General features: G+C 58.8%; 22 protein-coding genes. 12 read left to right on the top strand and 10 right to left on the bottom strand.

Annotation, left to right across the window (positions count from 1 at the left end):
* Positions 1–50: 50 nt before the first annotated feature.
* Both GXP70_RS23785 and GXP70_RS23780 read right to left on the bottom strand, forming a co-directional pair.
* Positions 51–452: an acyl-CoA thioesterase gene (locus tag GXP70_RS23785; protein WP_162359124.1), complete on the bottom strand. Its 402-nt coding sequence runs from the start codon at positions 450–452 to the stop codon at positions 51–53.
* Between the two features lie 20 nt (positions 453–472).
* The gene (locus GXP70_RS23780) at positions 473–1,501 is read right to left on the bottom strand and encodes an HD-GYP domain-containing protein (RefSeq protein ID WP_162359123.1); all 1,029 of its coding nucleotides are present in this window, start codon (positions 1,499–1,501) and stop codon (positions 473–475) included.
* A gap of 289 nt (positions 1,502–1,790) precedes the next feature.
* Between GXP70_RS23780 and fumC the strand changes: the two genes are divergently transcribed.
* On the top strand, positions 1,791–3,176 hold the full coding sequence (fumC, locus tag GXP70_RS23775) for a class II fumarate hydratase (protein WP_162359122.1): 1,386 nt from the start codon (positions 1,791–1,793) through the stop codon (positions 3,174–3,176).
* Positions 3,177–3,285: 109 nt separating this feature from the next.
* Entirely contained in the window at positions 3,286–4,251 is a 966-nt protein-coding gene (locus tag GXP70_RS23770; RefSeq protein ID WP_162359121.1) for an aldolase catalytic domain-containing protein, read from the top strand.
* 129 nt (positions 4,252–4,380) lie between these two features.
* Here the strand turns inward: GXP70_RS23770 and GXP70_RS23765 are convergent, their stop codons facing one another.
* Both GXP70_RS23765 and GXP70_RS23760 read right to left on the bottom strand, forming a co-directional pair.
* Positions 4,381–6,030 carry an AAA family ATPase gene (locus tag GXP70_RS23765; RefSeq protein ID WP_162359120.1) on the bottom strand — a complete coding sequence of 550 codons (1,650 nt, stop codon included), beginning with the start codon at positions 6,028–6,030 and terminating at the stop codon, positions 4,381–4,383.
* Between the two features lie 44 nt (positions 6,031–6,074).
* Positions 6,075–7,070, bottom strand: a complete 996-nt coding sequence (locus GXP70_RS23760) for a helix-turn-helix domain-containing protein (protein WP_162359119.1) — start codon at positions 7,068–7,070, stop codon at positions 6,075–6,077.
* A 163-nt stretch (positions 7,071–7,233) separates the two neighbouring features.
* Here GXP70_RS23760 and GXP70_RS23755 point away from each other — a divergent pair, with 163 nt between their 5' ends.
* The 3 genes from GXP70_RS23755 (at position 7,234) to GXP70_RS23745 (ending at position 9,713) form a co-directional block, all read left to right on the top strand.
* Positions 7,234–8,031: a phytanoyl-CoA dioxygenase family protein gene (locus tag GXP70_RS23755; RefSeq protein ID WP_162359118.1), complete on the top strand. Its 798-nt coding sequence runs from the start codon at positions 7,234–7,236 to the stop codon at positions 8,029–8,031.
* Positions 8,032–8,212: 181 nt separating this feature from the next.
* Positions 8,213–9,052: an EamA family transporter gene (locus GXP70_RS23750; RefSeq protein WP_162359117.1), complete on the top strand. Its 840-nt coding sequence runs from the start codon at positions 8,213–8,215 to the stop codon at positions 9,050–9,052.
* Positions 9,053–9,110: 58 nt separating this feature from the next.
* Positions 9,111–9,713, top strand: a complete 603-nt coding sequence (locus tag GXP70_RS23745; RefSeq protein ID WP_162359116.1) for a hypothetical protein — start codon at positions 9,111–9,113, stop codon at positions 9,711–9,713.
* A 112-nt stretch (positions 9,714–9,825) separates the two neighbouring features.
* Here the strand turns inward: GXP70_RS23745 and GXP70_RS23740 are convergent, their stop codons facing one another.
* Positions 9,826–12,696, bottom strand: a complete 2,871-nt coding sequence (locus tag GXP70_RS23740) for an efflux RND transporter permease subunit (RefSeq protein WP_162359115.1) — start codon at positions 12,694–12,696, stop codon at positions 9,826–9,828.
* Between the two features lie 274 nt (positions 12,697–12,970).
* Here GXP70_RS23740 and GXP70_RS23735 point away from each other — a divergent pair, with 274 nt between their 5' ends.
* Entirely contained in the window at positions 12,971–13,552 is a 582-nt protein-coding gene (locus tag GXP70_RS23735) for a TetR/AcrR family transcriptional regulator (RefSeq protein WP_162359114.1), read from the top strand.
* A gap of 100 nt (positions 13,553–13,652) precedes the next feature.
* Here the strand turns inward: GXP70_RS23735 and GXP70_RS23730 are convergent, their stop codons facing one another.
* Positions 13,653–13,955 (bottom strand): hypothetical protein, encoded by a 303-nt coding sequence (locus GXP70_RS23730; RefSeq protein WP_162359113.1) that lies wholly within the window; start codon positions 13,953–13,955, stop codon positions 13,653–13,655.
* Positions 13,956–14,112: 157 nt separating this feature from the next.
* On the opposite strand from GXP70_RS23730, the gene GXP70_RS23725 reads away from it, so the two are divergent.
* Positions 14,113–15,615, top strand: coding sequence for a VWA domain-containing protein (locus tag GXP70_RS23725; RefSeq protein ID WP_162359112.1), 1,503 nt, complete (start codon positions 14,113–14,115; stop codon positions 15,613–15,615).
* A gap of 114 nt (positions 15,616–15,729) precedes the next feature.
* On the opposite strand, the gene GXP70_RS23720 is transcribed toward GXP70_RS23725, so the two are convergent.
* Positions 15,730–16,095, bottom strand: a complete 366-nt coding sequence (locus GXP70_RS23720; protein ID WP_162359111.1) for a RidA family protein — start codon at positions 16,093–16,095, stop codon at positions 15,730–15,732.
* A gap of 854 nt (positions 16,096–16,949) precedes the next feature.
* Between GXP70_RS23720 and pxpB the strand changes: the two genes are divergently transcribed.
* The 5 genes from pxpB to GXP70_RS23695 all read left to right on the top strand — a co-directional run bounded on the left by pxpB (position 16,950) and on the right by GXP70_RS23695 (position 22,491).
* Positions 16,950–17,969, top strand: a complete 1,020-nt coding sequence (pxpB, locus tag GXP70_RS23715) for a 5-oxoprolinase subunit PxpB (RefSeq protein ID WP_162359110.1) — start codon at positions 16,950–16,952, stop codon at positions 17,967–17,969.
* A gap of 2 nt (positions 17,970–17,971) precedes the next feature.
* Positions 17,972–19,003, top strand: coding sequence for a 5-oxoprolinase subunit C family protein (locus GXP70_RS23710; protein WP_162360651.1), 1,032 nt, complete (start codon positions 17,972–17,974; stop codon positions 19,001–19,003).
* A 2-nt stretch (positions 19,004–19,005) separates the two neighbouring features.
* Complete coding sequence (locus GXP70_RS23705) at positions 19,006–19,827, top strand: LamB/YcsF family protein (protein WP_318652390.1); 822 nt, start codon at positions 19,006–19,008, stop codon at positions 19,825–19,827.
* Positions 19,828–19,880: 53 nt separating this feature from the next.
* A complete protein-coding gene (locus GXP70_RS23700; RefSeq protein ID WP_162359109.1) occupies positions 19,881–22,004 on the top strand; it encodes a putative bifunctional diguanylate cyclase/phosphodiesterase in 2,124 nt (707 codons plus the stop codon).
* A gap of 76 nt (positions 22,005–22,080) precedes the next feature.
* Positions 22,081–22,491 carry a gamma-glutamylcyclotransferase family protein gene (locus tag GXP70_RS23695; protein ID WP_162359108.1) on the top strand — a complete coding sequence of 137 codons (411 nt, stop codon included), beginning with the start codon at positions 22,081–22,083 and terminating at the stop codon, positions 22,489–22,491.
* Between the two features lie 3 nt (positions 22,492–22,494).
* Here GXP70_RS23695 and GXP70_RS23690 read toward each other — a convergent pair whose 3' ends face one another.
* The 3 genes from GXP70_RS23690 to GXP70_RS23680 form a co-directional block, all read right to left on the bottom strand.
* Positions 22,495–23,244, bottom strand: coding sequence for a hypothetical protein (locus tag GXP70_RS23690; protein WP_162359107.1), 750 nt, complete (start codon positions 23,242–23,244; stop codon positions 22,495–22,497).
* Positions 23,245–23,355: 111 nt separating this feature from the next.
* On the bottom strand, positions 23,356–24,288 hold the full coding sequence (locus GXP70_RS23685) for an AraC family transcriptional regulator (protein ID WP_162359106.1): 933 nt from the start codon (positions 24,286–24,288) through the stop codon (positions 23,356–23,358).
* 183 nt (positions 24,289–24,471) lie between these two features.
* Positions 24,472–25,509 carry a ribonucleotide-diphosphate reductase subunit beta gene (locus GXP70_RS23680; RefSeq protein WP_162359105.1) on the bottom strand — a complete coding sequence of 346 codons (1,038 nt, stop codon included), beginning with the start codon at positions 25,507–25,509 and terminating at the stop codon, positions 24,472–24,474.
* Positions 25,510–25,515 lie beyond the last annotated feature (6 nt).

Raw genomic sequence — 25,515 nt, 5'->3', positions numbered from 1 at the left:
CACGAAAGAACGCCGCATCGCATGCGGCGTTCTTTCGCGTTATACGCGTTTCAGTTCTCTTCCCCGAAGAACCTCCGCAGCTCGTCCGGCGCTTCGCGGCTTTTGCGCGTGGAGGCATCCATCGTTACGCTCGTCACGAGCGCGTCGGCGCGCACGTTACCGTGCTCGTCGACGATTTCCTGTCGCAGCACATAGCTGGAGCGGCCGATGTCGGCGGGCTGGCAGGTGACCGTTAATAGGTCGCCCTGTCTGCATTCTTGGCGATAATTCACGTTAATGTTCACGGTTACCGTCTGAATGCCCATGTTCCCGAACGTCTCGTATGGCAGCCCGCATTGCTCGTACCACGCTTCGCGGGCCCATTCGAAATATTCCAGGTATTTCGCGTTATTGACATGACCGTTAACGTCGATTTCCGTTGAACGGACGACGATGGGCAGTGAAGCTTTCATTCCGCTCGCTCCTTCATAGCTTAAACTTTTTCGCCTGTTCGCTTATCCTCGTTAAGGTATCCACTTGAATCGCAAATCATGGCGTCGCAGAAAATATCGACCAATTCCGGGTTGAAGCTGATGCCCCTCTGGCTGCGTAAATAATCCACGGCTTGCTCCGCCGGCCACGCGTCCTTGTAGGCGCGCCTGCTCGTCAGCGCGTCGTAGACGTCCACGATCGAAACGATTTGCGCCTCGAAAGGAATCGCGTCATCCTTCAGGCGGCTCGGATACCCGGTGCCGTCCCATTTCTCGTGATGGAAGGCGACGATATCTTTGGCGATCCGCATTTCCTGCTGGAAAAGCTCGTCATCGAGCTCGGTTGAAATTTTATTGAGGATGTCCACGCCGATCAGCGGATGGGTTTCCATAATCGCCCGTTCGTATACGTTCAGCTTGCCAGGCTTGTACAGGATGCCTTCCGGTATGCCCGACTTGCCGATGTCATGCAGAATACAAGCGTTCACGACGCTCTGGATATACTCCTCCGTAAGAATGGACCGGTTCAACGCATTATAGCGGTGTAGCAACGCGGTGGTCAATTCCTGGACGCGGACGAGATGTCCTTCGATATCGGGATCCCTCACTTCGCAGGACAGCGCCAGTACTTTTAAGATCTCGTATTGGATTTTCGACTTTCGGGTTTCCGAGATATACACGCCTTCCTTTAATTGGGCTAAGTCTCTGAAGACGCCGATATAATATTCCTCGCCGCCGGATGCCACGAGCGAGATGGTGATGTTCGAGTACCATAACGCTTTGTTCCGCTTGCGGTTAATAAATACGCCCGACCACGGTTTGCCCTGACCGAGATTCGCTTTCATGTCTTCATACGTCTTCGCGGGCGTTAGTCCGGATTTTAACAAGCCCGCTTTCATGCCTACGATTTCGTCTCTCGTAAATCCGGTGATTCGCTCGTACGTCGCATTCACGTCGATAATCCGATGGCGGATATCGGTAATGATGACGGCATCGGCTAATTGCAGGAAAATGGATAATGTCGTGTCCATGGAGGTACCTCTGTCTTGTAGTAAGTTTCCAAATATTATAAAGTATATTGAGTAGCGGATGAAAGCGGAAATTTATCGCGCGGCCGGTCGGCCGGGCTGTCTGCCCAAGCGAACCATCGGCTTGAGCGGAGAAGCGGGGAATTGCCGCCGTATCGCATACCTTGAAATAGGCAATCATGGATAGAGGCGGCGCGTGGAGCAGATTCATGCATCGCCTCTTTGCTTGAATAGAGGATAGCAAGCGCCGCCGGCCTTGCTTGACGTTAACGATGAGAAAGGGGCAATCACGATGGATTATCGGATCGAGAAGGATTCCATGGGCGAAATCAAAGTCGACGCGAACCGGCTGTGGGGGGCGCAGACCGAGCGGAGCCTGCATAATTTCAAGATCGGCACGGAGAAAATGCCGCGCGAGCTCATTCATGCCTTCGCGTATTTGAAGAAGGCGGCGGCAACCGTCAACGGCGGGCTGGGCAAGCTGGACGAGGCGAAGGCGAAGGCGATCGCTTCGGCGGCGGACGAGATCCTCGCGGGCCGCTGGGACGGGGAATTCCCGCTCGCCGTCTGGCAGACGGGAAGCGGGACCCAATCGAACATGAACGCCAACGAAGTGATTGCCCGCCGCGCGGGTCAGCTGTTGGCGGAAGGCGGGGACGGTGCCGGCAGCGTCAAGGTGCATCCGAACGACGACGTCAACCGCTCGCAGAGCTCGAACGACACGTTTCCGACCGCGATGCACATCGCGGCGCTGATCGCCGTCGAGGACAACGTGCTGCCCGCCATCGCCCGGCTCAGAACGACGCTGGCGCAGAAGAGCGCGGCATTCTCCGACGTCATCAAGATCGGCCGCACGCATCTGCAGGACGCGACGCCGCTTACGCTCGGCCAGGAGATCAGCGGCTGGGTCCGCATGCTGGAGAAGGCCGAGAAGAACATCGGCGCGGCCCGCGAGGAGCTGCGCGAGCTGGCCATCGGAGGGACGGCCGTCGGCACGGGGCTGAACGCGCCGCCGGGATTCGGGGAGAAGGTCGCGGAGGCGATCGGCGGCATGACGGGCAAGCGCTTCGTCAGCGCGCCGAACAAGTTCCAGGCGCTGACGAGCCACGACGAGCTCGTCTTCGTGCACGGCGCGTTCAAGGCGCTGGCCGCGGACCTGATGAAGATCGCCAACGACGTGCGCTGGCTGGCGAGCGGGCCGCGGTGCGGCATCGGCGAAATCCGGATCCCCGAGAACGAGCCCGGCAGCTCCATTATGCCCGGCAAGGTGAACCCGACGCAGTGCGAGGCGATGACGATGGTCGTCTGCCAAGTGATGGGCAACGACGCCGCGATCGGCTTCGCGGCGAGCCAGGGCAATTTCGAGCTCAACGTGTTCAAGCCGGTCATCATCCACAACTTCCTGCAGTCCGCGCGTCTGCTGAGCGACGCGATGCGTTCGTTCGACGAGCATTGCGCCGTCGGCATCGAACCGAACCGCGAGGCGATCGCGAAGCATCTGAACGAATCGCTGATGCTCGTGACGGCGCTCAACCCGCATATCGGGTACGAGAACGCCGCATCGATCGCGAAGACGGCGCATAAAGAAGGGTTGACCTTGCGCGAAGCCGCCGTTCGCAGCGGGCTTATCACGGCGGAGAAATTCGACGAGGTCGTGCGCGCGGACGCGATGATCTAATGACTTGCGTTGGCGCGGATACGCTTTAAAGCGACAAAATTTTTTTTGCGTTCATGGCAGTTTTCAAGTATGATGATTAAAACAGTATGGGTTAAAGGAGTACATGCACATGAGCGCAAAGAACAACAATCACTGCAAAATCGTTGACTGTACGATCCGCGACGGCGGGCTCGTCAATAACTGGGATTTCAGCGTCGAGTTCGTTCAACACCTGTACAAAACGTTGAACGAAGCCGGCGTCGATTATATGGAGATCGGCTACAAAAACTCCCCTAAACTGCTGAAAGGCGCGGAATCTGCCGGTCCATGGCGCTTCCTGGACGACGATTTCCTGCGCAAGGTCATTCCGCAGAAGCTGAATACGAAACTGTCCGCGCTCGTCGACATCGGCCGCGTGGACGAGAACGATATCCTGCCGCGCGAAGAGAGCCTGCTGGACCTGATCCGCGTAGCCTGCTACATTCAGGACGTCGAGAAGGCGCTTGAGCTCGTGAAAGTATTCCACGACCGCGGCTACGAGACGACGCTGAACATCATGGCGCTCTCCAACGTCATGGAGAACCAGCTGCTCGAGGCGTTCGAGCTGATCGAAGCGAGCGTCGTGGACGTCGTGTACGTCGTCGATTCCTACGGCAGCCTGGATCCCAAAGATTTCGACTACCTGATCAGCAAATTCCAGAAGCATCTGCCGAGCAAGCGCCTTGGCGTGCATACGCATAACAACATGCAGCTGGCGTTCGCGAACACGCTCATGGCCGTCGACAAAGGCGTCGAGCTGCTCGATGCTTCCGTATACGGCATGGGCCGCGCGGCAGGCAATTGCTGCACGGAACTGCTCGTCGCGCACCTGAAGAACACGAAGTACAACGTGCGTCCGGTGCTCGACATGATCGAGAAGTACATGATTCCGCTTCGCGAGAAGGAAGAGTGGGGCTACATCATTCCTTACATGATTACGGGCATGCTCGACGAGCATCCGCGTTCCGCCATGGCGCTGCGCGACACGGCCGACAAGGACAAAGGGGTCGACTTCTACGACAAGCTGACGACGCCTGAAGTGCTGCACAGCAAATAACTCTCGGTCCCGTCAGGAATATACTTATAAATCAAAGCTCCCGGGCCATACGGCTCGGGAGCTTTCACGTTACTTGAAGCTTTGTTACTCTTTTGGAACCGCCGTATGCGGACCGGCATGTACATTTCATCAAATATCAGCTGCTTTGATCGTGGTCAGAGCTTCTTTTGAGAAGTTATTACTCTTCTGGATTCGAATAGCTTGGCGACGAAGGCTTTTCTCGAATATATTTCGTACATGACGAGCGTTCCCAAAATTCGGTTGTTTTCTATCAACGTCCAAAATTCTCCGAAGCTTAGCCACAGTGTCGGGCTCTAACTGATAAGCTTGTTCCTTGTAAAGTCGAACTGCAATCTCGACAAGCTCATCTAATGTATAGTCCTCGAACTCTACGACATTAGGAAAACGGGAAGCAAGCCCCGGATTCGTGTTCAGGAAAGAGTTCATCTCACGATTATATCCGGCTAAGATTACTACAAGGCGATCTCGATAATCTTCCATGCATTTGACTAAGGTATCAATGGCCTCTTGACCAAAGCCGTTAGAGCCACCCGTATCGCTTGCCAACGAGTATGCCTCGTCTATAAATAGAATTCCATCTAAAGCCCGTTCAACCGTTTCTCTTGTCAAAACTGCTGTTTGTCCTACATATTGGGCGACAAGCCCAGACCGATCAGTTTCGACGACTTTCGGAGATTGAATAACACCGAGTTCATAGAACATGCTTCCTATTATTCGTGCAATCGTTGTTTTTCCTGTCCCGGGATTGCCTTTGAAAATCATATGTAAAGTTTGTCCGCTCATCGTCGGAAGCCCAAGTTTTTTTCGTTCATTTTGTATAAGTACTTGAGCATAAAGCGAATGCACGAATTGTTTAACTTGATCAAGTCCTATTATCGATTGCAAACGTTCTTCTATACTTCCAGATTCCTGCATCACTGTTGAAGTATCAGGTCGCAAACTGTCTTTTTCTGGCATTCCGCGCGTTTTTTGATTTAGTTCATTAAAAGCTGATTGCAAGCATTTTAGACGGGATTTCTCGTCTTGCCACCATTTATAATAATCCTTGTCTCCGAACAGCCCCATGATTGAGGATTCTCGATATCTTTTCTCGGCAGAATCCACATCCTTCTCCGCCTTGATTACATCCTGTTCGATTAGCTTCTTAACAATTAAAGCTCGCCGCTTATCCAACACGGAAACACAATCGTTCAACTTAAATCGTGCTAATGAAGAAGTGCTGAACTTTCGAATCTGCGACAATAACTCTGCATATGCATCGTAATCATCAACCGACACCTCCGAAGGGGCTAACCCCGCCTGAAGTATGCTTTTTATTGCATCCCATGACGAACGCCATTTTAAGTCAACCTTATCTAGCTCTTTACCGACGTTGCCAAGCCGATTTCTCCATAAATCGTAGATCGGACGGTAGCTCTTAGAATTCTCAAAGTTCGTTTTCATCGTTTCCATATAAGTTTCATGAGTACTATACCATTTCAGTTTAGTAATGAAATAAGAAAGCCTTTTCTGATCTTTGTTCAATTGTTGGCTAGCATCTTGAGCAGGCTCAATGATAAATGAAAATATACAATAACTAAGATAGTTTTCATCATCTAAGATATTTAAAATTGGCATTAAGGTTTTATGTAATACTTCTTCATGATGTTCATATTCTTTAAAGCTGGTAGATTGAAATAAAGTATTCATTTTAGATATACCGTCATTGAAAAGGTCCTCGATTGACTTCGTTTGATTTATATACGGCACACTTTCCATAGTACCCCCCCAAATTCTGCGTAGTTCAATTGACACACGCCTCATTATATCATTAGAAAATCGCTGTCGACTATGTCGACCATTTGCGCGCATCCTCCTCCTACTCGATCATGCGGCGATTCCGCCTTCGGCGCCTGCATGGCCGCGACCGGCCGCGATCGGCGATGGCAGTTATCGCGGTACGTACTCGGCGTTATGCCGAATTCGCGTTTGAACATGCGGTTAAAGAAGCTTAAATCCTCGAAGCCGACCTCCAGCGAGATGGCCATGATTTTGGCAGGTGACCTTTCCAGCAGCTTTTTCGCTTCCTGCAGCCGGATATGGTTGCGGAATGCGATGAACGTCATGCCGATCCGCTGCTTGAATTTGGACGTGAACGTCGTTTGGCTCATCTTGCAGAGTTGGCTGATTTGCTTCAGGCCGAGGGGCTGCGCGTAATGCTGCTTCGTGAATGCGCACACGGCGTCGAATAGCGCGGCTTCGTCGTCCATGCCGGTCATCGGCGCGAGCGCGGCACGTTCATAGCAGCGGCTGAGGGTGATGAACAGCTGCAGCAGAAGCGTCCGGACCATTAATTCGTAATTGGACTCGCGGACGGAATCCTCGCGAACGAGGCTGTCCAGAATGGCGATGGCTTGGCTGCGCTCCAGCTTGCCCAGATTCATGATCGAGCTGCCCTGCGTCTGCTCGCGGAGGAAAGGCTCCAGGTAGTAGAAGTCGATGAAGCCGTTCACGCCGGCCATATGGGAGAGCTCTTGCTCGAAATAATACGGATCGAAGATGATGTTGTTGACCGTCAGCGGCGTGTCCGGCAACCGTGTGTAGCCATGCGGCACATGGCGGTGAATGATGAAGATATCGCCCTCGCGAATCGGAAGCTGCCGATTCTGGAACAGATGAATGCCGCTCCCTTCCGTCACGTAGACGATTTCGACGAAGTCGTGAATATGCAGCTCGAAGTCCTGGTCGACCGGCGCGCGAAAGGCCCGGAAAGGAAATGCGGGGTTATCCATAAACTGCTCGTTCATGTAATGGTCCATGGCTCAGCCTCCGGCCCGTCAGAAAGTCCCATAGATTCGTGAAATCGTCCAATGCAGCAAGACTTGCGGCGCGTTAAGCTAACTATAGCAGATCGGCCGCTGACCGGAAATCGGCTGCCGCCGGTCTGGATGAGAACGCACCAATTCCAGTGGGGGGAAGCGAATGAATAGGGAGCGCGCAGCAGCGGCCGATCCGGGCGCATTCGATTTGGAATACCATACGGAGGCGTTTTTCCGGGACGGCTTCACGCTTGTCAAGCAGGTGCTCAGCGAGGAATTCGTAGACGAATATCGCATCGCGTTCGAACGGGAATTCACGGAGAAGCCGAATGACGGCTACGGCGACACCCTGCGGACGAAAATGTTCGAGCGGGGCGACGTTTTCCTGCATATGATCGACCGCCCGGAGGCCGTTGCATTCGCGGAAGCGGTGCTCGGCGCCAACTGTCATATGTTTTCGAACAACGGACTGTATACGAAACCGGGGACAGGCATCGATTCCTGGCATGTGGACGAGGATTTGTTCCTGCCCATTCCGGAAGGGGCCGAACTGGACCCGCGGATTCAGGTGCCGTGTTTCATGTTTAGCGCCATGTATTATTTGCAGGACGTGACCGAGGATATGGGGCCGACCCAGCTCGTGCCAGGCAGCCACCGGAGCGGCAGGCATCCGGATTCTCCGAAGGAAACGCCGTACTACAAGGGGCAAGGTCCTGTCTCGATCCTCGCGAAGAAGGGCGACATGCTGCTGTTCAACGGCCAGACCTGGCACAGGGGTGCCCGGAACGGGAGCGACAAGGTCCGTATGGTACAGCAGGTAACTTACGGCCGGCGCTGGGTGTCGCAGCGGTTTTATCCGTTCATCAACTACGTCATGCCGCAATCGGTTATCGAGGCGGCACGGGATCATCCGAGACTGACTCGGCTGCTGGGCTTTCATCCACGCGGTCCATACGGATAAGCAAGAAGGCTGCGCGGGTCCCGCCGATCCGCACAGCCTTTTTGTTCGTTTCGGCGCAAGGATAAGAGAATCTCCAGGCGAATGCGAAAACGAGAAATTCGTTGACAGAGCCGCCGGGCCAATCTACAATCCGGAATATGCAAGGCGGTATCGGCCTGCAGCCGCGAGGGGAGGGAGCGCCGTGAGCGTATCCGCGGTTTCGATCGGGCTTGTGCTGCTGTCGGGGCTTTTCCACGCCGCTTGGAATTTGATGGCTAAATCGAGCGTCGACAAAAATGTCTTTCTCTGGTACTGTCAGCTTATTCCCATCGCGGGATTCATGCCCTGGGCAATATTGAATTGCCGGGAGGCATCCTTTACGATAGGAGCCGTGCTGCTATTAACCGCTTCGGCCGCCATTCACGGCGGCTACACGCTGCTGCTCGCGAAAGCCTATACCGTCGGCGACCTCTCGCAAGCCTACCCGATCATGCGGGGAACGAGCCCGCTGCTCGTGCCGATCGTCAGCGTCGCGTGGTTTCACGAGTCGCTGTCACCCGCCGGCTGGGCAGGCATTGCGCTCATTCTCGCGGGGATCGCGGCGATTAACGGACTGCGGCTATCGGCAAGTCCGGCGGTAACCTTCTATGCCGTTGCGGTCGGTCTCTGCATCGCGGCGTATACGCTTGCGGACAGGCAGGCGCTGGCCTTCGTCAAGCCGCCGCTGCTCAATGAGGTGACGAACGTCGGCAACTTCATCGCCCTGTCGTTCACGGCATGGCGGCCGGCTGCCATGCGGACGGAATGGCGATTGAACAAGCGGTCGATTATCGGCGCGGCCGTGCTCGCCCCGACGGGGTATATGCTGTTTCTGTATGCGCAGCAAGGCGGGCCGCTCGCGGTGCTGGCGCCGATGCGCGAAATCGGGACGGTGTTCGGGACGGTGCTGGCCGTCGCGGTGCTGCGCGAGCAGCAAGGAATGCGCCGTACGACAGCCTCCGTGTTCATAACGGCGGGCATTATCTGTCTAGGCTTTATGTAGCTTATGCATGCATCTTACAACAGGCAGGCGCGATGGCGCCGGAAGGGGCGGTTGCCGTATGAATCATGAATTGACGCTTATCGTGGAGACGCTGGAATCCCGGCAGACGCTTCAAGCCCTCATGCCGAAGAAGGCATGGGACGCGGCGCTGGATCGGCGCATCGCGGATCTTCCGCTCATCACGTCGCGGGCTGCGGGCAGGGAACAGACGGAGCTGGTTGCCTTGATGGCGGGGCTTCACCTGCTGAACGAAAGCTTGGACGCGTCCCATAGTCATGCGCAGGAAATCGAGCACGATTCGACGGGCGCGTACTGGCACGGCATCATGCACCGGATGGAAGGCGATTTCTCGAACGGGAACTACTGGTTCCATAATGCCGGCGCGCATCCCGCGATGCGGAAGCTGCAGGAGCGGGCCGCGGATTGGATCCGGAACAGCACCGTGTTGAGCGATCTGCCGAGCGGGGCGGTTCGGGATGGCATCGCCGCGATCGCCGGCCAAGCCCGCTGGAATCCGAACGCGTTCACTTCGATGGTCGCGCTGCAGGAAAGCGGCAAGGTATCGGAGGAGACGAGAGGCGCGCTGGAGTATATCCAGCATCTGGAGCTCGAGGCACTGTTCGCGTACACGCTGGAAGCCGCGCGGGAGCGGTTGTCGTAAGCACCGGAAGCCTCGTCATCGAATGATGCCGGTATAATCGAATCGCATAGCAAAATAACAAGTCGGCGCGGATTGCAATCCGCGCCGGCTTGGCGTGCTCCAAGGCTGCGGGTTATTCCTGCCGCCTTGCCGTATTGCCGCGTTTGCCCCTGAACCAGTTCGCTTCGCCGAACAGGTTCGCGAGCGCCGGGACGACGAGTCCCATGAACACGAACGCGTATAGAATGAGACCGATGACGATGCCCGCCCCGATCTGGAGCAGGGTGTTGACGCCGGACATCATGAGCGCGGCGAACGTGCCGCCCATAATGACGGCCGCCGAGACGATGACGCCGCCGGTCGTCGACATGGCCTTCGTCATGGCTTGCCGGATTCCGCCCGGCCGGTATTCTTCCTTGAACCGGGCCATCAGGAAGATGCTGTAGTCGACGCCCAGCGCGACGATGATCAGGAAGATGAAGAACGATGCGCTCCACGACAACCCTTCCTTGCCGAGCAGCTTGACGAAAATAAATTCCACGATGCCCATCGTCACCAGGAAGTTGAAGACGAGCGAAAGCAGCAGGTACAGCGGTGCCAGTAGCGAGCGCAGCATGATCATCAGCACGATGAAGATGCCGATCAGGACGAAGCCGCCCGTTCGCAGGAAGTCGCTCTTCGAAATCGCCTTCAGCTCCGTAATTTGCGCCGAGGTACCGGACACGTACACGTTGGCGTCCTTCAAGGCGCTGCCCGCAAGGCTATGACGCAGCGCGTCTCGGACTTGACCGACGGTGTCCTGCGCTTCCGGCGAGTACGGATTGACGGCGAGCACGACGTCGAACTTCGCGGTTTTGCCGTCCTTGGCAATGTAATAGTCCAGCGACTGCTGCATCTCGGGGCTGTCGAGCGCTGCTTGCGGCAAGTTCCAGCCGGGAATTTGGCTGTCGCCGATCGCTTTCGTCGCGTCTTGGACTTGCGCGAGCCCCGTAGAGACGTCGACGAGTCCTTGTGCCCCCGCGCTCAATCCGCCGGTGAGCGCCTTCAGGCCGCCGCGCAGCTTGACGGCGCCGTCGGCGGCTTCCGTCTGGCCCGAGGACAGCTGGCCGAGGCCGCTCGCGACTTGCGCGATGCCGGGATTCAGCTGCGCGAAGCTGGACGACAACCGGTCGGCGCCGCCTTGCAGCTGCTTCAAGCCGTCCGCGAGGCCTTGCTGCTTGCCGAGCAGCTGGCGCATGGACGGATCGTCCTTCAGCTCCGGATGGCTCTTCAGCAGGGCGGTCAGGTCGGTGCCCATGGACGAGGATACGACGGCGCTTTGCTTCAGCCCGCCCGCGAGCGCGTCGGCTCCCTTGGACGACTGCTTCATGCCGTCATGGATTTGATCGAGGCCGGCTTGCGCGTCCTTGGTCTTGCCTGCCATCGTGCGCAGGCCGCCGGCAAGCTTGTCGACGTCGCCTTGCCCGCCGGAGACGGATGTTTCGGCATCGCGCAGCCCGTCTGCGACCCGGTTCACGCCGTCCTTCAATTGCCGCAAGGCCTCGGACGTCTTGGTGAGCTGGTCGGACACCGTCAGATCGGCCAACTGCGCGCCGAGCGGCCGAACCGCGCTGCGAACCTCCTTGACGCCGCTCAGCTTGGCGACGCTTGCGCTGGCCGATTCCATCGCGGCGAGCGCCTCCGGCGTGCGCATGGATACGGACGAGGTAAGCGCGATCGAGAGCGGGAACACTTCGCCGGAGCCGAAGGAGCGCTCGACCTGGTGGAAGCCCTGCACGGACCCGAGGCTCGGGCTGATCTCCGCCAGATCGTCGAAGGAACGCTTGTTGTGATAGAGCAGCGTCAGCGGCGCGAGCAGAATGACCGTGACGAGCACGATCGCCACGGGCCGGCGCGCGGCAAGCGCGGCCATCGCGCCCCAGAGCTTGGAATCGCCGTGGCCTTGGCCGCCGGCGACCTTCGACGGCCAGAACGTCGCCTGGCCGAACAGCATGAGCAGCGCCGGGGTCAACGTCAGGCCGGCGACGAGCGTCACGGCGACGCCGATCGAAACGCCGACGGCGGATTGGTACAGGCCGAACTGGGCGAAGCCGATCAGGAAGAACGCGACGAAGACGGTGCTGGCGGAGAAGGCGACCGTCTTGCCGACGGTGCGGACCGTGCGTACGAGCGCTTCGACCTTATCGCCGTCGCGGCTCAATTCCTCGCGGAAGCGCTGAATGAGCAGGATGCAGTAATCCGTCCCCGCCCCGAACATGACGGCGATCAGGAACGACTCCGTAAACGAGGAGACGGGCATGCCCCAATGCGTGGCGGCGGCGACCAGTCCTCTCGTAATGACGAGCGAGATGCCGATCGTGATGAGCGGGATGAACGGCGCGACCGGCGAGCGGAAGACGATCAGCAGAATGACGAGGACGAGCGCGACGGTCAGGAGCTCGGTCTTCTGCAAGCCGTCCGAGGAGCTCTGCTGGAAATCCTTGCCGATCGGCGCGCTGCCCGTCAGCTCGACCTTGCTCCCCGCCGGCGCATCCTTGATGCGCTCGTTTAAATGGTCAACGGCGTCCTGGGTGACCGCGTCGTTGTCGGTTCCGGCGAAGCCGACGATGAGCATTTCGGTCGTGCCGTCCTTGCTTCGGAACTTGGAGGCGAGCTCCGGCGTTTCATAGGCGGACTGGACGGACTTGAAGCCGTCCTTGCCGCTCAGGGCGGCGATTTCCGCCGCCTTGGCTTTCAGCCAAGCCCGGTCCTGGCCGGTCATGCCGCCTTCCCTGGAGTAGACGAGAATGGCGCTCGACTTGGTCGTCGATTCGGGATTGATCCGGGTCAGCAGGTTCTTGGCGACGACGGACTCGGAATCCGCCGGCACGAATTTCTGCTCGGTCTGGCGGACGATCGAGGCCAGGTCGGGCAGCGCCAGCACGGAAACGGCGGCGATCGCCAGCCATGCCAGCAGAATCGCCCATTTGGCGCGGGCGAGGCCGCGGATGAATCGTTCTAGCATTCGTATTACCTCCTCAGTCATGGCTCTGCTCTATGAATAGTTATAGCGCAGCATCAGATTGTAGTCAATATATTGAACTGACGGTCATAATTATTTCACAACCATCAAACGCTTATCATGTATATGTATTTCATGCTCAGCAAGCATTAAACCGATGAGCGGGATCAATCATATGCGGATAAAAATGACCGACAGTCATAATCGGTTTACGGAAAATGCTCCCTTATGCTACAATTGGCGTACAAGAACGCGCAATCGATGGAGGAACCGAGATATGAATCGCGAGCTTAAGAAAGAACAAACCCGGGCGCGAATCAAGGAAGCGGCGCTTTCCCTCTTCTCCGAACAAGGCTACGAGCCGGCGACGGTCGAAGCGATCGCCAAGCAGGCCGGCGTCGCCAAAGGCACGTTTTTCAACTACTTTGCATCCAAGGATGAGCTCATATGCGATCTGCAGGGCCTGTTTGCCACGAACGAAGCGGCGAAGCTGAAGGACACGCCGGGACCGCTCGTGCCGCGCCTGCAGCTGCTCATCTTCGAAATCGTCAAACGGTTCGAATTGAATAAACCGCTGACCCGCGCTTTGTTCCAAGGCATGCTCGGCAACGGCAGCTCCCTGGTCAAACATAACGAGCTGCTCGGCGCCTTGTCGGAGACGCTGCTCCCGCTTGTGCGGCAAGCCCAGGAGAACGGCGAGATCCGCAAGGATATGCCTGCGGAAATGCTGGCGCAGCAGGCGTTCCAGACGTATTTCGGCACGTTGTTCGTCTGGGCGATGGAAGCCGGCGACGAACCGCTCGCTACCCGCATGACGATGACCTTCGAGCTGTTCTTCAAGGGCATCGCCCCGCAATAGGCCGTCGCAGCCACGCGGCCATACCCAAAAAGCAGCACCGGTTCCGTACCCGCGAAGGGTCGGTCCGGTGCTGCTTTTTTTGGGATATACGCGCCGAGCTTTAGAAGCCGGGAAGCTCGCCGTCGCCGCGGATGGCCGCCGCGCGGCGCGTCGGGTTGGGATGGAAATAGCCGGTACCGGCAAGCGGCCGCCCGCCGGCCGTCACGCCGCTCAAGCCGACGCCGATGTGCTCGGTTTCGCTGAACATGCGCAGCAGCTCGTGCTGCGTCATCCCGTCGACTTCCACGTACCACAGCTTATAGCCGGCATCCGCGACGACGACGAGCCGGGCGGCGCCGAACGACAGCTTGGTCGTCTTGCCGCCGTGCGTAATCGTCAGCTCGGCCACAGGATAGGTTTCCATGGTATTGCCGCCTCCTCATTCGTTGTTCCTGACGATTTCCCCCCATTGTAATGGCGCCCTGCGGAGATTGCAACATAACCATCCGGCGATACGTCAGAAGCTCGAACGGCCATTTACAGTTTTTAACTGTCCAAACAATAAAAAGGGGGACTGAAAAATGAACATGGTTCGGAGGAAGGCTGCGGGAGAGAGCCGTACGGAGGATAGGATAGAGGACACGGAAGCGCCGGGCGTACGCGCCAAAGGGGCAGGCGGGGCGGCAAGAGGAACGGGCTTCGGCCGCATGAAGCGGTCTGCGCTGGTGCTGCTGCTGATCCTGGCGTTGGCGCTAGTACCGTTATTAGGCGGCTGCAGCTCGAACGAGAATCAAAATGCCGGCGACAACGCCGGCAAGGCAACGAGCGATTCCGCCGCGAACGCCAGCTCCGGCGACCGTTCCGGCGGCTCGGACGCGCCTGCCGCAAATTCAGGCGGCGGTTCATCTTCAAGCGCGGCGGAAGGCGGCACGTCGTCGGATGCAAGCAAGGATGGCGGCGCCGGCGATTCGTCCGGCGCGACGGAACCCGGCGGCACGGACGGCGGGCCGATCGTGGATCCGCCCGAGTGGAGCGTATCGCCGCAGTACGATGCCTCGAAGCCGGGTCAGCTGACCGCGGGCGAATGGAATGACAATCAAGCATGGAGCTCATGGGTCAACCTGCTTCAAGCCGGGGGAGGGCGGGATACGGCCTATTGGTCGATGTATCCGCTGCATCGCTTGGAGGTCGATGTCGTAGCGGGCGGCCGTCCCGTCGTGGACGCGACCGTGACGCTGACCGATGACGACGGGGAGGAAGCGTGGGAGGCGCGAACGAACAACGAAGGCGTCGCTTACCTGTACGCAGGCCTGTACGACGAACAGGGACTGCAGGCGAAATACGGCGTTGCCGTCTCGGCCGGCAATCAGCTGAAACGGTACGAGAACGTGCCGGTTCCGCGCGCTCATGCGCTGAAGGTCGAGCTTGAGAAGCCGGTCCAGGCGCCGAATGCGCTGGATCTCATGCTGCTGGTCGATACGACGGGTTCGATGGGCGATGAACTGCAATTTCTGAAGACGGAGCTGAAGGACGTCGTGAAGCGGGTGGACCGGGATAACGGGCAGGGGCTGAACATCCGGACGAGCGCGAATTTCTACCGCGACCGCGGCGACGAATATGTCGTCAAACCGTTCGATTTCACGGACGATATCGACGAGACGGTCGCGCGGCTGTCGGAACAGAAGGCTGCCGGCGGCGGGGATTTCCCGGAGGCGGTGGACCAGGCGCTCGACAATGCGATCGAGAAGCATGACTGGAGCGATAACGCGCGGGCGAGACTGCTGTTCCTCGTCCTGGACGCACCGCCGCATCATGAGCGCAAGGTGCGGGAGAAGCTCCACAAATTGACGGAGACGGCCGCCGCGGAAGGCATCCGGATCATTCCGGTCGCTTCCAGCGGCGTCGATGACCAGACGGAGTATCTCATGCGCGCGATTGCGGCCGCGACGGGCGGAACGTACCTGTTCCTGACGGACCACAGCGGCATCGGGAACGACCATCGCGAACCGGACGTAGGCGAGTACGAAGTGAAAGCGCTGAACGATTTGCTGGTCGACGTGATCAACCGGTATGCCGCTCAATAGAGCGGCTTCCCGGGGGCGAACCCCGGAGTGCCGAGAACGTCCAGCGGACTTTTCGGCACATTTATTTTTTTAGCGGCGGTTCTCAGCTAGATAATGAAAAGGTACTGTTAAACGCTATCCTTTGAATGCGATGGCATCAAGTTGGAATTGAAGTCCATCCTCCCCGCCTCGATGTGCAAACTCGGTTTGTATCGATTTCCGTGCCGGATACTTGCCATTAAATCTTTCTTTGATTACCTTTTCCATCACGGGTATGTTCCAAATATCCCTAAACATACAATCCATCTTAACGACCGATTCTAAAGGTAAACCAATTGATTCCAGCCGGCTCTCCAATTGGTCAAATGCGCCATTAATCTGATTCTCGACAGGTTGACCAATATTCCCGACGCAATAACTCAGGAATGCAAAATCGCCGGCTTCGACAATTCCGGAATGCATCCAATCCTGATTAACATCACTTCTGACAATTTCCCTCAAAAAATTTCCCTCCTATAAACAAGTGGTCATGATTGAGAAAAAAGTATAAACGAGAATGTATGTTCCCATCCGATGATACCATACATTCTCAGATTATTCCATCATTCTGCACGCTTGTTCAGCAAGAAAAAGCCCACATCTAAGCCCTGTGTTCGTATCCTTTTGAATTCGCATAGGAACTGACGCTTTACCGGCATGGCTGCCGAAACCAATTCGACCAATCGGCTTTAGGACCGCTGGGCGGCAGCACTGCGAAGCAAGGCCGGAAGTTCTTCTACACGGCGAATTACGGCCGCTTCCTGGAGCTGCGTGAATATATGGACGAGACGCTGCGCGTCATCGATTGCATCCGCAAGAGCGCGGAGCAGGTGACGAAAGCGCGGTGCGGCGGCAGGGCTAGTACGCGCAGTGAGGCGCTAGCGGCGAATCTGCTGAATCGGACAGGAGATGCGCTATTGACCGGTTTTCCTTGTTTTTCCGTGTGCTTACGGACAGGAGATACGCTATTTCGCTCGACATGCAGACATTTGGTGCTTCCCGGGGGCGATAACGGATCCTGTGTCCGGCCGGTAGCCCAATACGCCGATATAAATAGGAATAGCGGATCCAGCGTCCGTTGCCTCTGGAGGTTATCTCGTTCGGGCGACGCCTTGAAGATTCATCTATTTCCTCGACAGCCCGCTCAATAGAGCGGCTTTTTTGTCGGAAAATTGTTGTGAAAAACCATCTGAAAAGAGGCTGGACAAGTGGCGAGGAATGGTACAAACTAGAAGGGATTAGCTGAGAAAAAGCAACATTTTCCACTCTCATCTCACTTTGTCGAATTTTGGTGAAACATGGAGAATAAATTACAATTGGCGCAAAATTTGGCCTATGACATTTGGCCTTTGGGCGACCGCGCGCTCGTCATCGGGCTGAAGGAAGCCGGAACGGCTCCATTATGGCAATCCGCCGCCGATCTGGCGCGGCGCCTGCGCAGCCATGGCTTGCCGTGGATCGTCGATGCGGTGCCCGCTTACGATACGGTGACGCTCGTCTATGATCCGCTGCTTGTAGGCGGGCATGACGCGGCCGGGGCGCGGCGTTCCAGTGAGACAGTGCGGAACAAAGATCCGCAGCAGAACAAAGAAGCACTGCAAAACAACGAAGCACAGCAGCAAAACAAAAATGCGCAGCAGAACAAAACTACGCTGCAGAACACAGAAGCACTGCAAAACAACGAAGCATCGCAGCAGAACAAAGATGCGCAGCAGAACGAAGCTACGCTGCAGCAGAACGAAGCGCTGCGGCACAGTACGGCGATCCAACTGGACGAAGCACTGCGGCACAGTACGCCGACCCAGCCGGACGAATCGCTGCGAAGCGGCGGCGGGCCGCTGCCTTACGACCGGGTCGTCGCGTCTCTGCCGGCATTGCTCGCGGCGTCTTCCGCCGCGGCCGAAGAGGGCTCTCGCCTCGTGGAGATCCCCGTCTGCTACGGCGGGGCATTCGGCCCGGACCTGGCGGCATGCGCGGCACGCTCGGGCATGGCCGAAGCGGAATTCATCGCTGCGCACGCGAGCATCGATTACAAGGTTGCCCTGATCGGCTTCATGCCGGGCTTCCCTTATTTGACCGGCCTGCCCCAAGCGCTTGCGCAGCCGCGCAGGCCGTCGCCGCGCAGCCGCGTGCCCGCAGGTTCCGTCGGCATCGCCGGCGGCCAGACGGGCATCTATCCGCTCGCTTCGCCGGGCGGCTGGCAGCTGATCGGACGAACGCCGCTGCGGCTGTTCGATCCCGGACGCGGCGAGCCTTCGCTGCTGCGCGCCGGCGACGCGCTGCGGTTCGTCGCCGTCCCGGCGTCGGACGAACGGCTAAGGGGGATGGCGCCGTGAGCATGCGCGTGTTGAAGCCGGGCTTGTATACGACGGTGCAGGACCTGGGGCGGCCGGGCTGGCGGAAGGACGGCGTCGCCGAAGGCGGAGCCATGGACCGATACGCCCATCGCGTGGCGAACCTGCTCGTCGGCAACGACGCGGGCGCGGCGACGCTGGAGCTGACGCTCGCCGGGCCGGAGCTGCGCCTGGAGCGCGACCTGCTGCTCGCCGTCTGCGGCGCGGACATGCCGCCGTCGATCGACGGCGAACCGCTCCCGCTGTGGCGCCCGTTCTGGGCGCGAGCGGGCGCGGTGCTCGCGTTCGGCACCGCCGCGAGCGGCTGCCGCGCGTACCTCGCGGCCGGCGGCGGCTTCGCCGCCGAGGCAGCGCTCGGCAGCCGCGCCACCGATGCCCGCGCCGGCATCGGCGGCATCGCGGGCAGGCCGCTCCGCGCCGGCGACGCGCTGCCCTGCGGCGACGAGCCGCCCCGCGCGGCCGCCTGGCTCGCCGCGCTCGCCGCGCGCACCGCGGCCGATCCGCCGGGCCGCCGCCGCAATTGGGCGGCCCCGCGCTGGGCTGCGCCGCCGCTGGCCTATGGCGGCGCAACCGCAGCCGGCATCGAGCTGCGCGTAATGCCGGGCGCCGAGTACGGGCAGTTCCGCGAAGCGGCCCGTACGGCGCTGACGCGGGAGCGCTATCGCGCGGCTCCCGCGTCGGACCGCATGGGGGTCCGCCTCGACGGTCCCCCGCTGGAGCGGAGCGGCAGCGCGGAACTGCTGTCGCACGGCGTCGTCGCCGGCACGGTCCAGGTGCCGGCCGGCGGGACGCCGATCATCCTCGCCGCCGACTGCCAGACGACCGGCGGCTACCCCAAAATCGCCCATGTCATTATGGCCGATCTGCCGCTTCTCGGACAGTGCAGACCGGGCGATTGGGTAACCTTCAAGGAAGTGAGCCTGGCGCAGGCCCAGCGGATTCAACTCGAATTCGAGCAGGGCATGCGGGTGCTGGCCGCCGCCATTGCGATGCGTAAGATGGAAGGGGTTCAATAACGATGAAGAATGGAGCGCTGCATGCCGATATGAATACTAACGACGGTTTGGAGGCGGAACAGCGCGTTATCGACCTCAACTGCGATTTCGGGGAAGGCTTCGGCGCTTATGCCTTCGGTCAAGACGAGGAACTGCTCGCTTACGTCTCATCCGTGAACATCGCCTGCGGCTTCCATGCCGGCGATCCCCATACGATCCGCGAGGCGGTGGAGCGTTCCGTGCGCGCCGGCGTCGCCATCGGCGCGCATCCCGGACTGCCGGACCGGCTAGGCTTCGGACGGCGCGAGATGGCGGTCAGCCCGGAGGAAGTCTACGACTACGCGCTCTATCAGATCGGCGCGCTGGACGCGTTCGTTCGCGCCGCCGGCGGCAAGCTGCGCCACGTCAAACCGCATGGCGCGCTCTACCATATGGCCGGTCGTTCGCCGGCGCTTGCCGCGGCGTTCGTCCGCGCCGTCCGCGCGTACGATCCGGCGCTCGTGCTGTATGCGCAAGGGGGGAGCGAGCTGCTGTCCGAAGCTTCCCGGCAAGGCATCGGCAGCGCCGCTGAAATTTTCGCGGACCGCACCTATCGGGAGGACGGGACGCTGACGCCCCGAACGGAGCCGAACGCCGTTCACCGGACGGCCGAGGCAGCGCTGGTCCAGACGATCGGCATCATTACCGGCGGCCATGTCGCGACCGCAGGCGGGCAGCGCGTCCCCCTCCAAGGGGACACGGTCTGCCTGCACGGCGACGGACCGCACGCAGCGGCATTCGCCGCCCGTCTTCATCAAGGACTAATCGCAGCAGGAATCGGAATACGCCCGCCTCATCGTTCATAGACTCGCAAATGGGCACGTACGCACCACTGGCTAACTTGTTGAAGGAGGACCACATGTCGATAAACCGGGCGGAAAAAATAACGATGGGGACCGCGCTCGCAGCCATTCTCAGTTTTGCTCTGCTGCAAACCTTCCATCGGGGGCTGTACGGAACGCTTCCGGAGCGTCTCTACCTGTTCCTCCATTCCGGCATGGAGCTGCTTGGCTTTGCCGTCAGTTTTACGATGCTCGTGCTCGGCTGGACGTTCTTCGTGAGGACGCTGTCGAAGCATCGCCTGTATACGGCCGCGCTCTTCGGAGCCGTCGGCCTGTTTGACCTGCTGCATAGTTTAACCGCCGCAGGCATGCCGTTCTACCGGATGATCGGCGCCATGCCGATGTCGCTGCTCTTCTCGAAAGCGGCGCAATTGGCGGGCTCGCTGGGCGTGTTCTTCATTTTCCGCGCGAACGACGGGACGGTTTCCGCACGCCGCAGGCTGCCGGTGTTCCTGACCGCGTTTGTCGTGTCGGGCGCATTCTCCCTGGCGCTGTTCCGGCTGCCGTCCGGCGCGATTCCGCTGCTTGGCGCCGAGGGTCATGTGAAGCTGGTGCGATTAGCGCTGGAATCGCTGATCGCCGTCGCGTACATCGGCACGATCTTCATGGTGCTGTACCGGAACCGGAACGAGCGTCCGCAGGCGCTGCTGACGATCGTGCAGTCCCTCGTGTTCTTCCTCGTGTCGGATATGCAATTCATGCTTTGCGCGGGCGCGCATGACAGCGATCTGCTGATCGGCCACGTCTACAAGCTGGTGGGCTACTATTTTCTTATGAAAGGCATCTATTACGTGACGGTCGAGGAACCGTACCGGCAGTACAAACGGACGGAGTCCCGCATCAACTTCCTGGCCTATCACGATGAGCTGACCGGCCTCTCCAACCGCCGGCTGCTCAAGGAGCAGCTGAACGAGGAGCTGCGGCTGGCCCAGCTGAACAGCGCCCGCGTCGGCGTCTTCCTGTTCGACATCGACCGGTTCAAAACGATCAACGACGCGCTCGGGCATTCGTTCGGCGACCGGATGCTGCAGGCCGTCTCCGACCGGCTGCGGCTGGAGGTTGACGGCGCGAACCGCGTCTACCGGATGGGCGGCGACGAATTCGTGATGCTGATGCCGAATCTTGAGGACGGGGAAGGCGCGGTCGATGAGCGGGCGAAGGCGATCATGGGCATGTTCGACGCTCCGTTCGTGCTGGATGACGCGGAGTATCACATTACGATCAGTCTCGGCGTCTCGTTCTATCCGAAGGACGGGGACAGCGTCGAGACACTCTTGAAGAACGCGGATACGGCATTGTATTCGGCGAAAGCGCATCGCAACGAGTATTCCAGCTACGAGCCCGAAATGAACCGCAAGACGCATGATCGCCTCCGCCTGGAGAGCGATCTGCGGCGGGCGATCGACGAGGAGCAATTCGCCCTTGCGTATCAGCCGCTCGTTAATTTGACCAGCGGCAAAGTCGTCGGCGTGGAAGCGCTCGTGCGCTGGCATCACCCGAAGCGCGGCCTGCTTCCGCCGGGGGAATTCATCCCGCTGACGGAAGAGAACGGACTGATCCTGCAGCTCGGGGAATGGGTGCTCGGCGCCGCCTGCAGACAGAATAAGCTGTGGCAGGATGCCGGTCTGCCGCCGATGATGATGTCGGTCAATCTGTCCATGCGGCAGTTCAGGCAGCATCAGCTGGCGGAGCGGATCAAGGCGATTCTGGAGCAGACGGGCATGCCGCCGCGGTATTTGGAGCTCGAAATTACGGAGAGCATGACGAGCGACGTGGAGTTCGCGGCCGAAACGCTGGCCAGCCTGAAGGAGCTCGGCGTGCAGATCAGCATCGACGATTTCGGCACGGGCTACAGCTCGCTCAGCTCGCTCAAGCGGTTCCCGATCGATAAGCTGAAGATCGACCGGTGCTTCGTGAACGATTTGGCGAAAGGCGGCAGCGATGCCGCGATCGTCTCGACGATTACGGACATGGCGAAGAACTTGAAGCTGAAGGTGACGGCGGAGGGCGTCGAGAACGACGAGCAGATCCAGTTTCTGCGCGAACGCAATTGCGAGGAAGCGCAGGGCTATTACTATACGCAGCCGATTCCGGCCAATTTGTTCGAGAACTGGTTCCGGCATCGCAGCCAGTTGGCTTAACGGAAATGCGGCAAGCGCGCCATGGACGGCGCTTGCCGCATTTCCTATGGGCTGAACGAGGAGGTATCTCGCAGCGATGATGATACATGAAGCGACGGTGTTCGTCTACGGTACGCTGCTGCCCGGGCAGAGCAATCATCATGTCGCGGCACCGTTCGTCAGCCGGATGGAGCCCGGGACGATCAGCGGACGGCTGGTGGATGCCGGACCGTATCCCGCCATGCTGCGGGACGCCGAAGCGATAGCGGGCGACATGCGCGTGAAGGGGCTATGGATGACGGTGAGCGCGCTCGGGCTTCGCCGGATGGACGAGCTGGAGGAGTTCTACGGCATCGAAGAAGCGAATGACTACGAACGGGTATGGGCGCGGGATCTCGACTTGCCCGCAAGACAAGGATGGGTGTACGTGTGGGACCGGCCGCGCGGTTGTCCGGCCATCGATGGACTGGATTGGCCGGACTATTGGGCCCGCAAGACTCGGGTTTAACGGCTATTTGCTCCTGTAGCCGACAGGGGATAGCGTGATCGAGAACGGCAGTTTGTCATTGCGCTCAGCGGCGCCGTCGTCGCTGAGCGTTTTGGCGTTGTTCATCGTATGGATGATGCCGAACGCAAGGAGCATGAACGCCATCGTGATGAACACGATCCGCTTGATGTAATGAACGGCCGAAGTGCCGTCGTCGCGGTGAATCCGCCGGCGGCGGATGGATTGCCGCCAGATGAGAACGGCGGGCGACATGAGCACGAACAAGCCGATGATCAGCACTTGTTTGCGGTGCGCCATGCCGAGGGGGAAGACGTTAATCGCCGCGTACAGCAGCGCTTCGATGACGAGCACCTGGATCGGCACGACGAGCTTCACTTCGGATGCCGCGCGGCGCTTCGTGCGGCTGACGGCCGATTCCGTCAGCCGGGGCTGCAGCTTCGCCAGCTGGAGCAGCCGGGGCAGCGAGAATACGGCAATGGCGGCTGTCGGCGCCATGATCAGCGTCAGGAACAGAAGCGCCGAATCGAGCACGAACCAGCTGCGATAGGAATAGGTCGCGATGAGCATCGTCACTTTGCCGATGGAGATGAGCGACATCGCGCCAAGCAGCGACAGCGTGGCGATGGCGCCATGCCGCAGCGATTCTCCTGTCTTGCGGAAAGCGAGGCTTCCTGTCATGAAGCCGGCGCATAGCGCGAGGAGCAGCAATAGGACGGCAAGAGCCGCGTTAATGACGTATATTTGTTGAGACATATGGAATACCCTCTTTTCCACGTTCTAACTTCTCCGGAAGGAAACGCCTTATGCCGGCAAGATCCGGCATGCTGTTTCACCTCAAGTGTACATGGATGTCCGGTAAACGTGTTAACGGCCGCGGTCTAGTTTTGTTGCTGGACTTTGGTCCTGGCTGCCATTCGGCCGGGGCTGCTCGTGTTTTCGTTTCCGGAATTGCGTAGGCGAGACGCCGTAATAAGCGGTGAAGCGCTTCGTAAACGGATGGATGGACGGATAGCCGAGATCCTCCGCGATCGACGTGATGCTGCGGTTGCTTTCCCACAAGGCGGCCGAGGCTTGTCTCATGACCGAGCGGGTCCAATACGCTTTGGGCGAGATGCCGGCGCTGCGCTTGAACTGCGCGTGAAACTGCGTCTTCTGCAGGCCGCTCTGGGCGAGCCAGCTTTCGTAATCGGAACCGGCATGCGCTTCGCGGTCGATCCGGTCCATGATGGCGGTCATGCGGTAATCGGATGTTCGCCCTTCGGCGGACGCTTGCGCGAACGACAGCAGGAACGCTTTCAACAACCCGTGCGCCGCCTCGTCCGCGAGCGGCTGCTGCTTGCGGTGTTCCTTGACGATCTGGATGAACAGGTCGGTCAAGAAGCCGTGATGCTGCATCGGCGAATAATAAGGCCACGCATCGAGGAACGGCGCCGACCGGATTTCCGTCAGGAGCTCCGGTTCGTAGTCTTCCTCTTTCCAATACAGATGATGCTCGCTCGGCGCATGTTCCGCGTTCCACAGCTCGCAGTACAAGTTGTATGTAGACAACCGATTCTCCCGATCGGTGTAGAACGAATGCAGCTGCAAGGGAGGCACGTAGATCAAGTCGCCTTTCTTCAGCGGATACGATGCGTCGCCGACCGACAGCGTACCTTTGCCGCCGTCGACAAGATGAAAGGCGTAGCAGTAACCGCGGCGTCCGGACTCATGCGCATGGCGTTCGTAAGGAAATTGAAAACGGTGGCCGACCCGAATCGCCGGCTGCAACTGCGCCAACTGCTGCTTGTCGATGTCCAAGGGATCCACTCCTTCGGCCATGTTCAAGACGCTTGCTATCCGTATTGTACCATGAAGCAAGCCATTCCCGAAACGGCCTGCCCCTTGCGGCGAATCGCCGTTACGCGCCAAGGCGGCATGCGAAAAACCGCCCCCTGCCCAGGATACGGGCCGGAAGCGGTCTGCGGTCTATTGTCAATGGTCCTACAGATCGCCCCAGTTGAGGTTGGACGATTTGCTGTAGTTCGTGACCTTTTGTTCGAAGAAGTCGGTTTTCATGCCGTTCATGTTGCTGAAGCTTTCGACCCATTTCATCGGGTGCTCCGTAATTTCCGGATACAAGATATCCAGGTTCAGCTTGCGCAAACGTTCGTTGGACAGGAACTTGATGTAAGCGTCGATAATCTCGTCCGTCAGGCCCGGGATTTGGTTGTTCGTAATGTACTTGCCCCACTCGATCTCATGCTCGACGGCGGTACGCATCATTTGGCGCAGCTCTTCCACGAGAACCGGCGTGAACAATTCCGGATTCTCTCTGCGAACCTCGCGGAAAATCCCTTGGAACAGCGCCAGATGCGTCAATTCGTCGCGTTGAATGTATTTGATCTCGGATACCGTTCCGAGCATCTTCCCTTGACGGCCCAGGGCGTAGAAGAAGCTGAAGCCGCTGTAGAAGTAAATGCCTTCGAGAATGTAGTTCGCCATGATCGTCTTGATCAGGTTCTGCGACGACGGATTCGCGATGAAATTCTCGTACAGGTCGGTAATGAACCGGTTGCGTTTCAGCAGGTTCTTGTCTTCGCGCCACAAGTTGTAGATTTGGTCACGCACTTCCGGAGCGCAGACGCTGTCCAGGATGTACGAATAGGATTGGCTGTGAACCGCTTCCTGGAACGTCTGCACGGTCAGGCACAGATTGACTTCGGGCGCGGTGATGTATTCGTTGATATTCGGCAGATTCGCCGTTTGCAGCGAATCCAGGAAGATCAGGAAGCTGATGATTTTATCGTAGCTGTTACGCTCGGAGTGCGACAGGAGTCTATAGTCCTTGGCGTCTTGGGCGAGCGGGATTTCTTCCGGAATCCAGAAGTTGTTCATCATCGTCCGGTACATCTTGGTCGCCCAATCGTATTTCACGTTGTTCAGCTCGATGAGGTTCGTCGTGTTGCCGCCGATCATGCGGCGCTTACCCCAGTCGCGGTCGCCTTCTTCATTGAAAAGCTTCTTTTTTTGCAGTTCCATGGAACG

Source organism: Paenibacillus lycopersici (assembly GCF_010119935.1).
GTDB classification, from domain to species: Bacteria; Bacillota; Bacilli; order Paenibacillales; family Paenibacillaceae; genus Paenibacillus_Z; species Paenibacillus_Z lycopersici.
The sequence above is the reverse complement of the archived record's forward strand: the minus strand, read 5'-3'. Positions and strand labels throughout refer to the sequence as shown.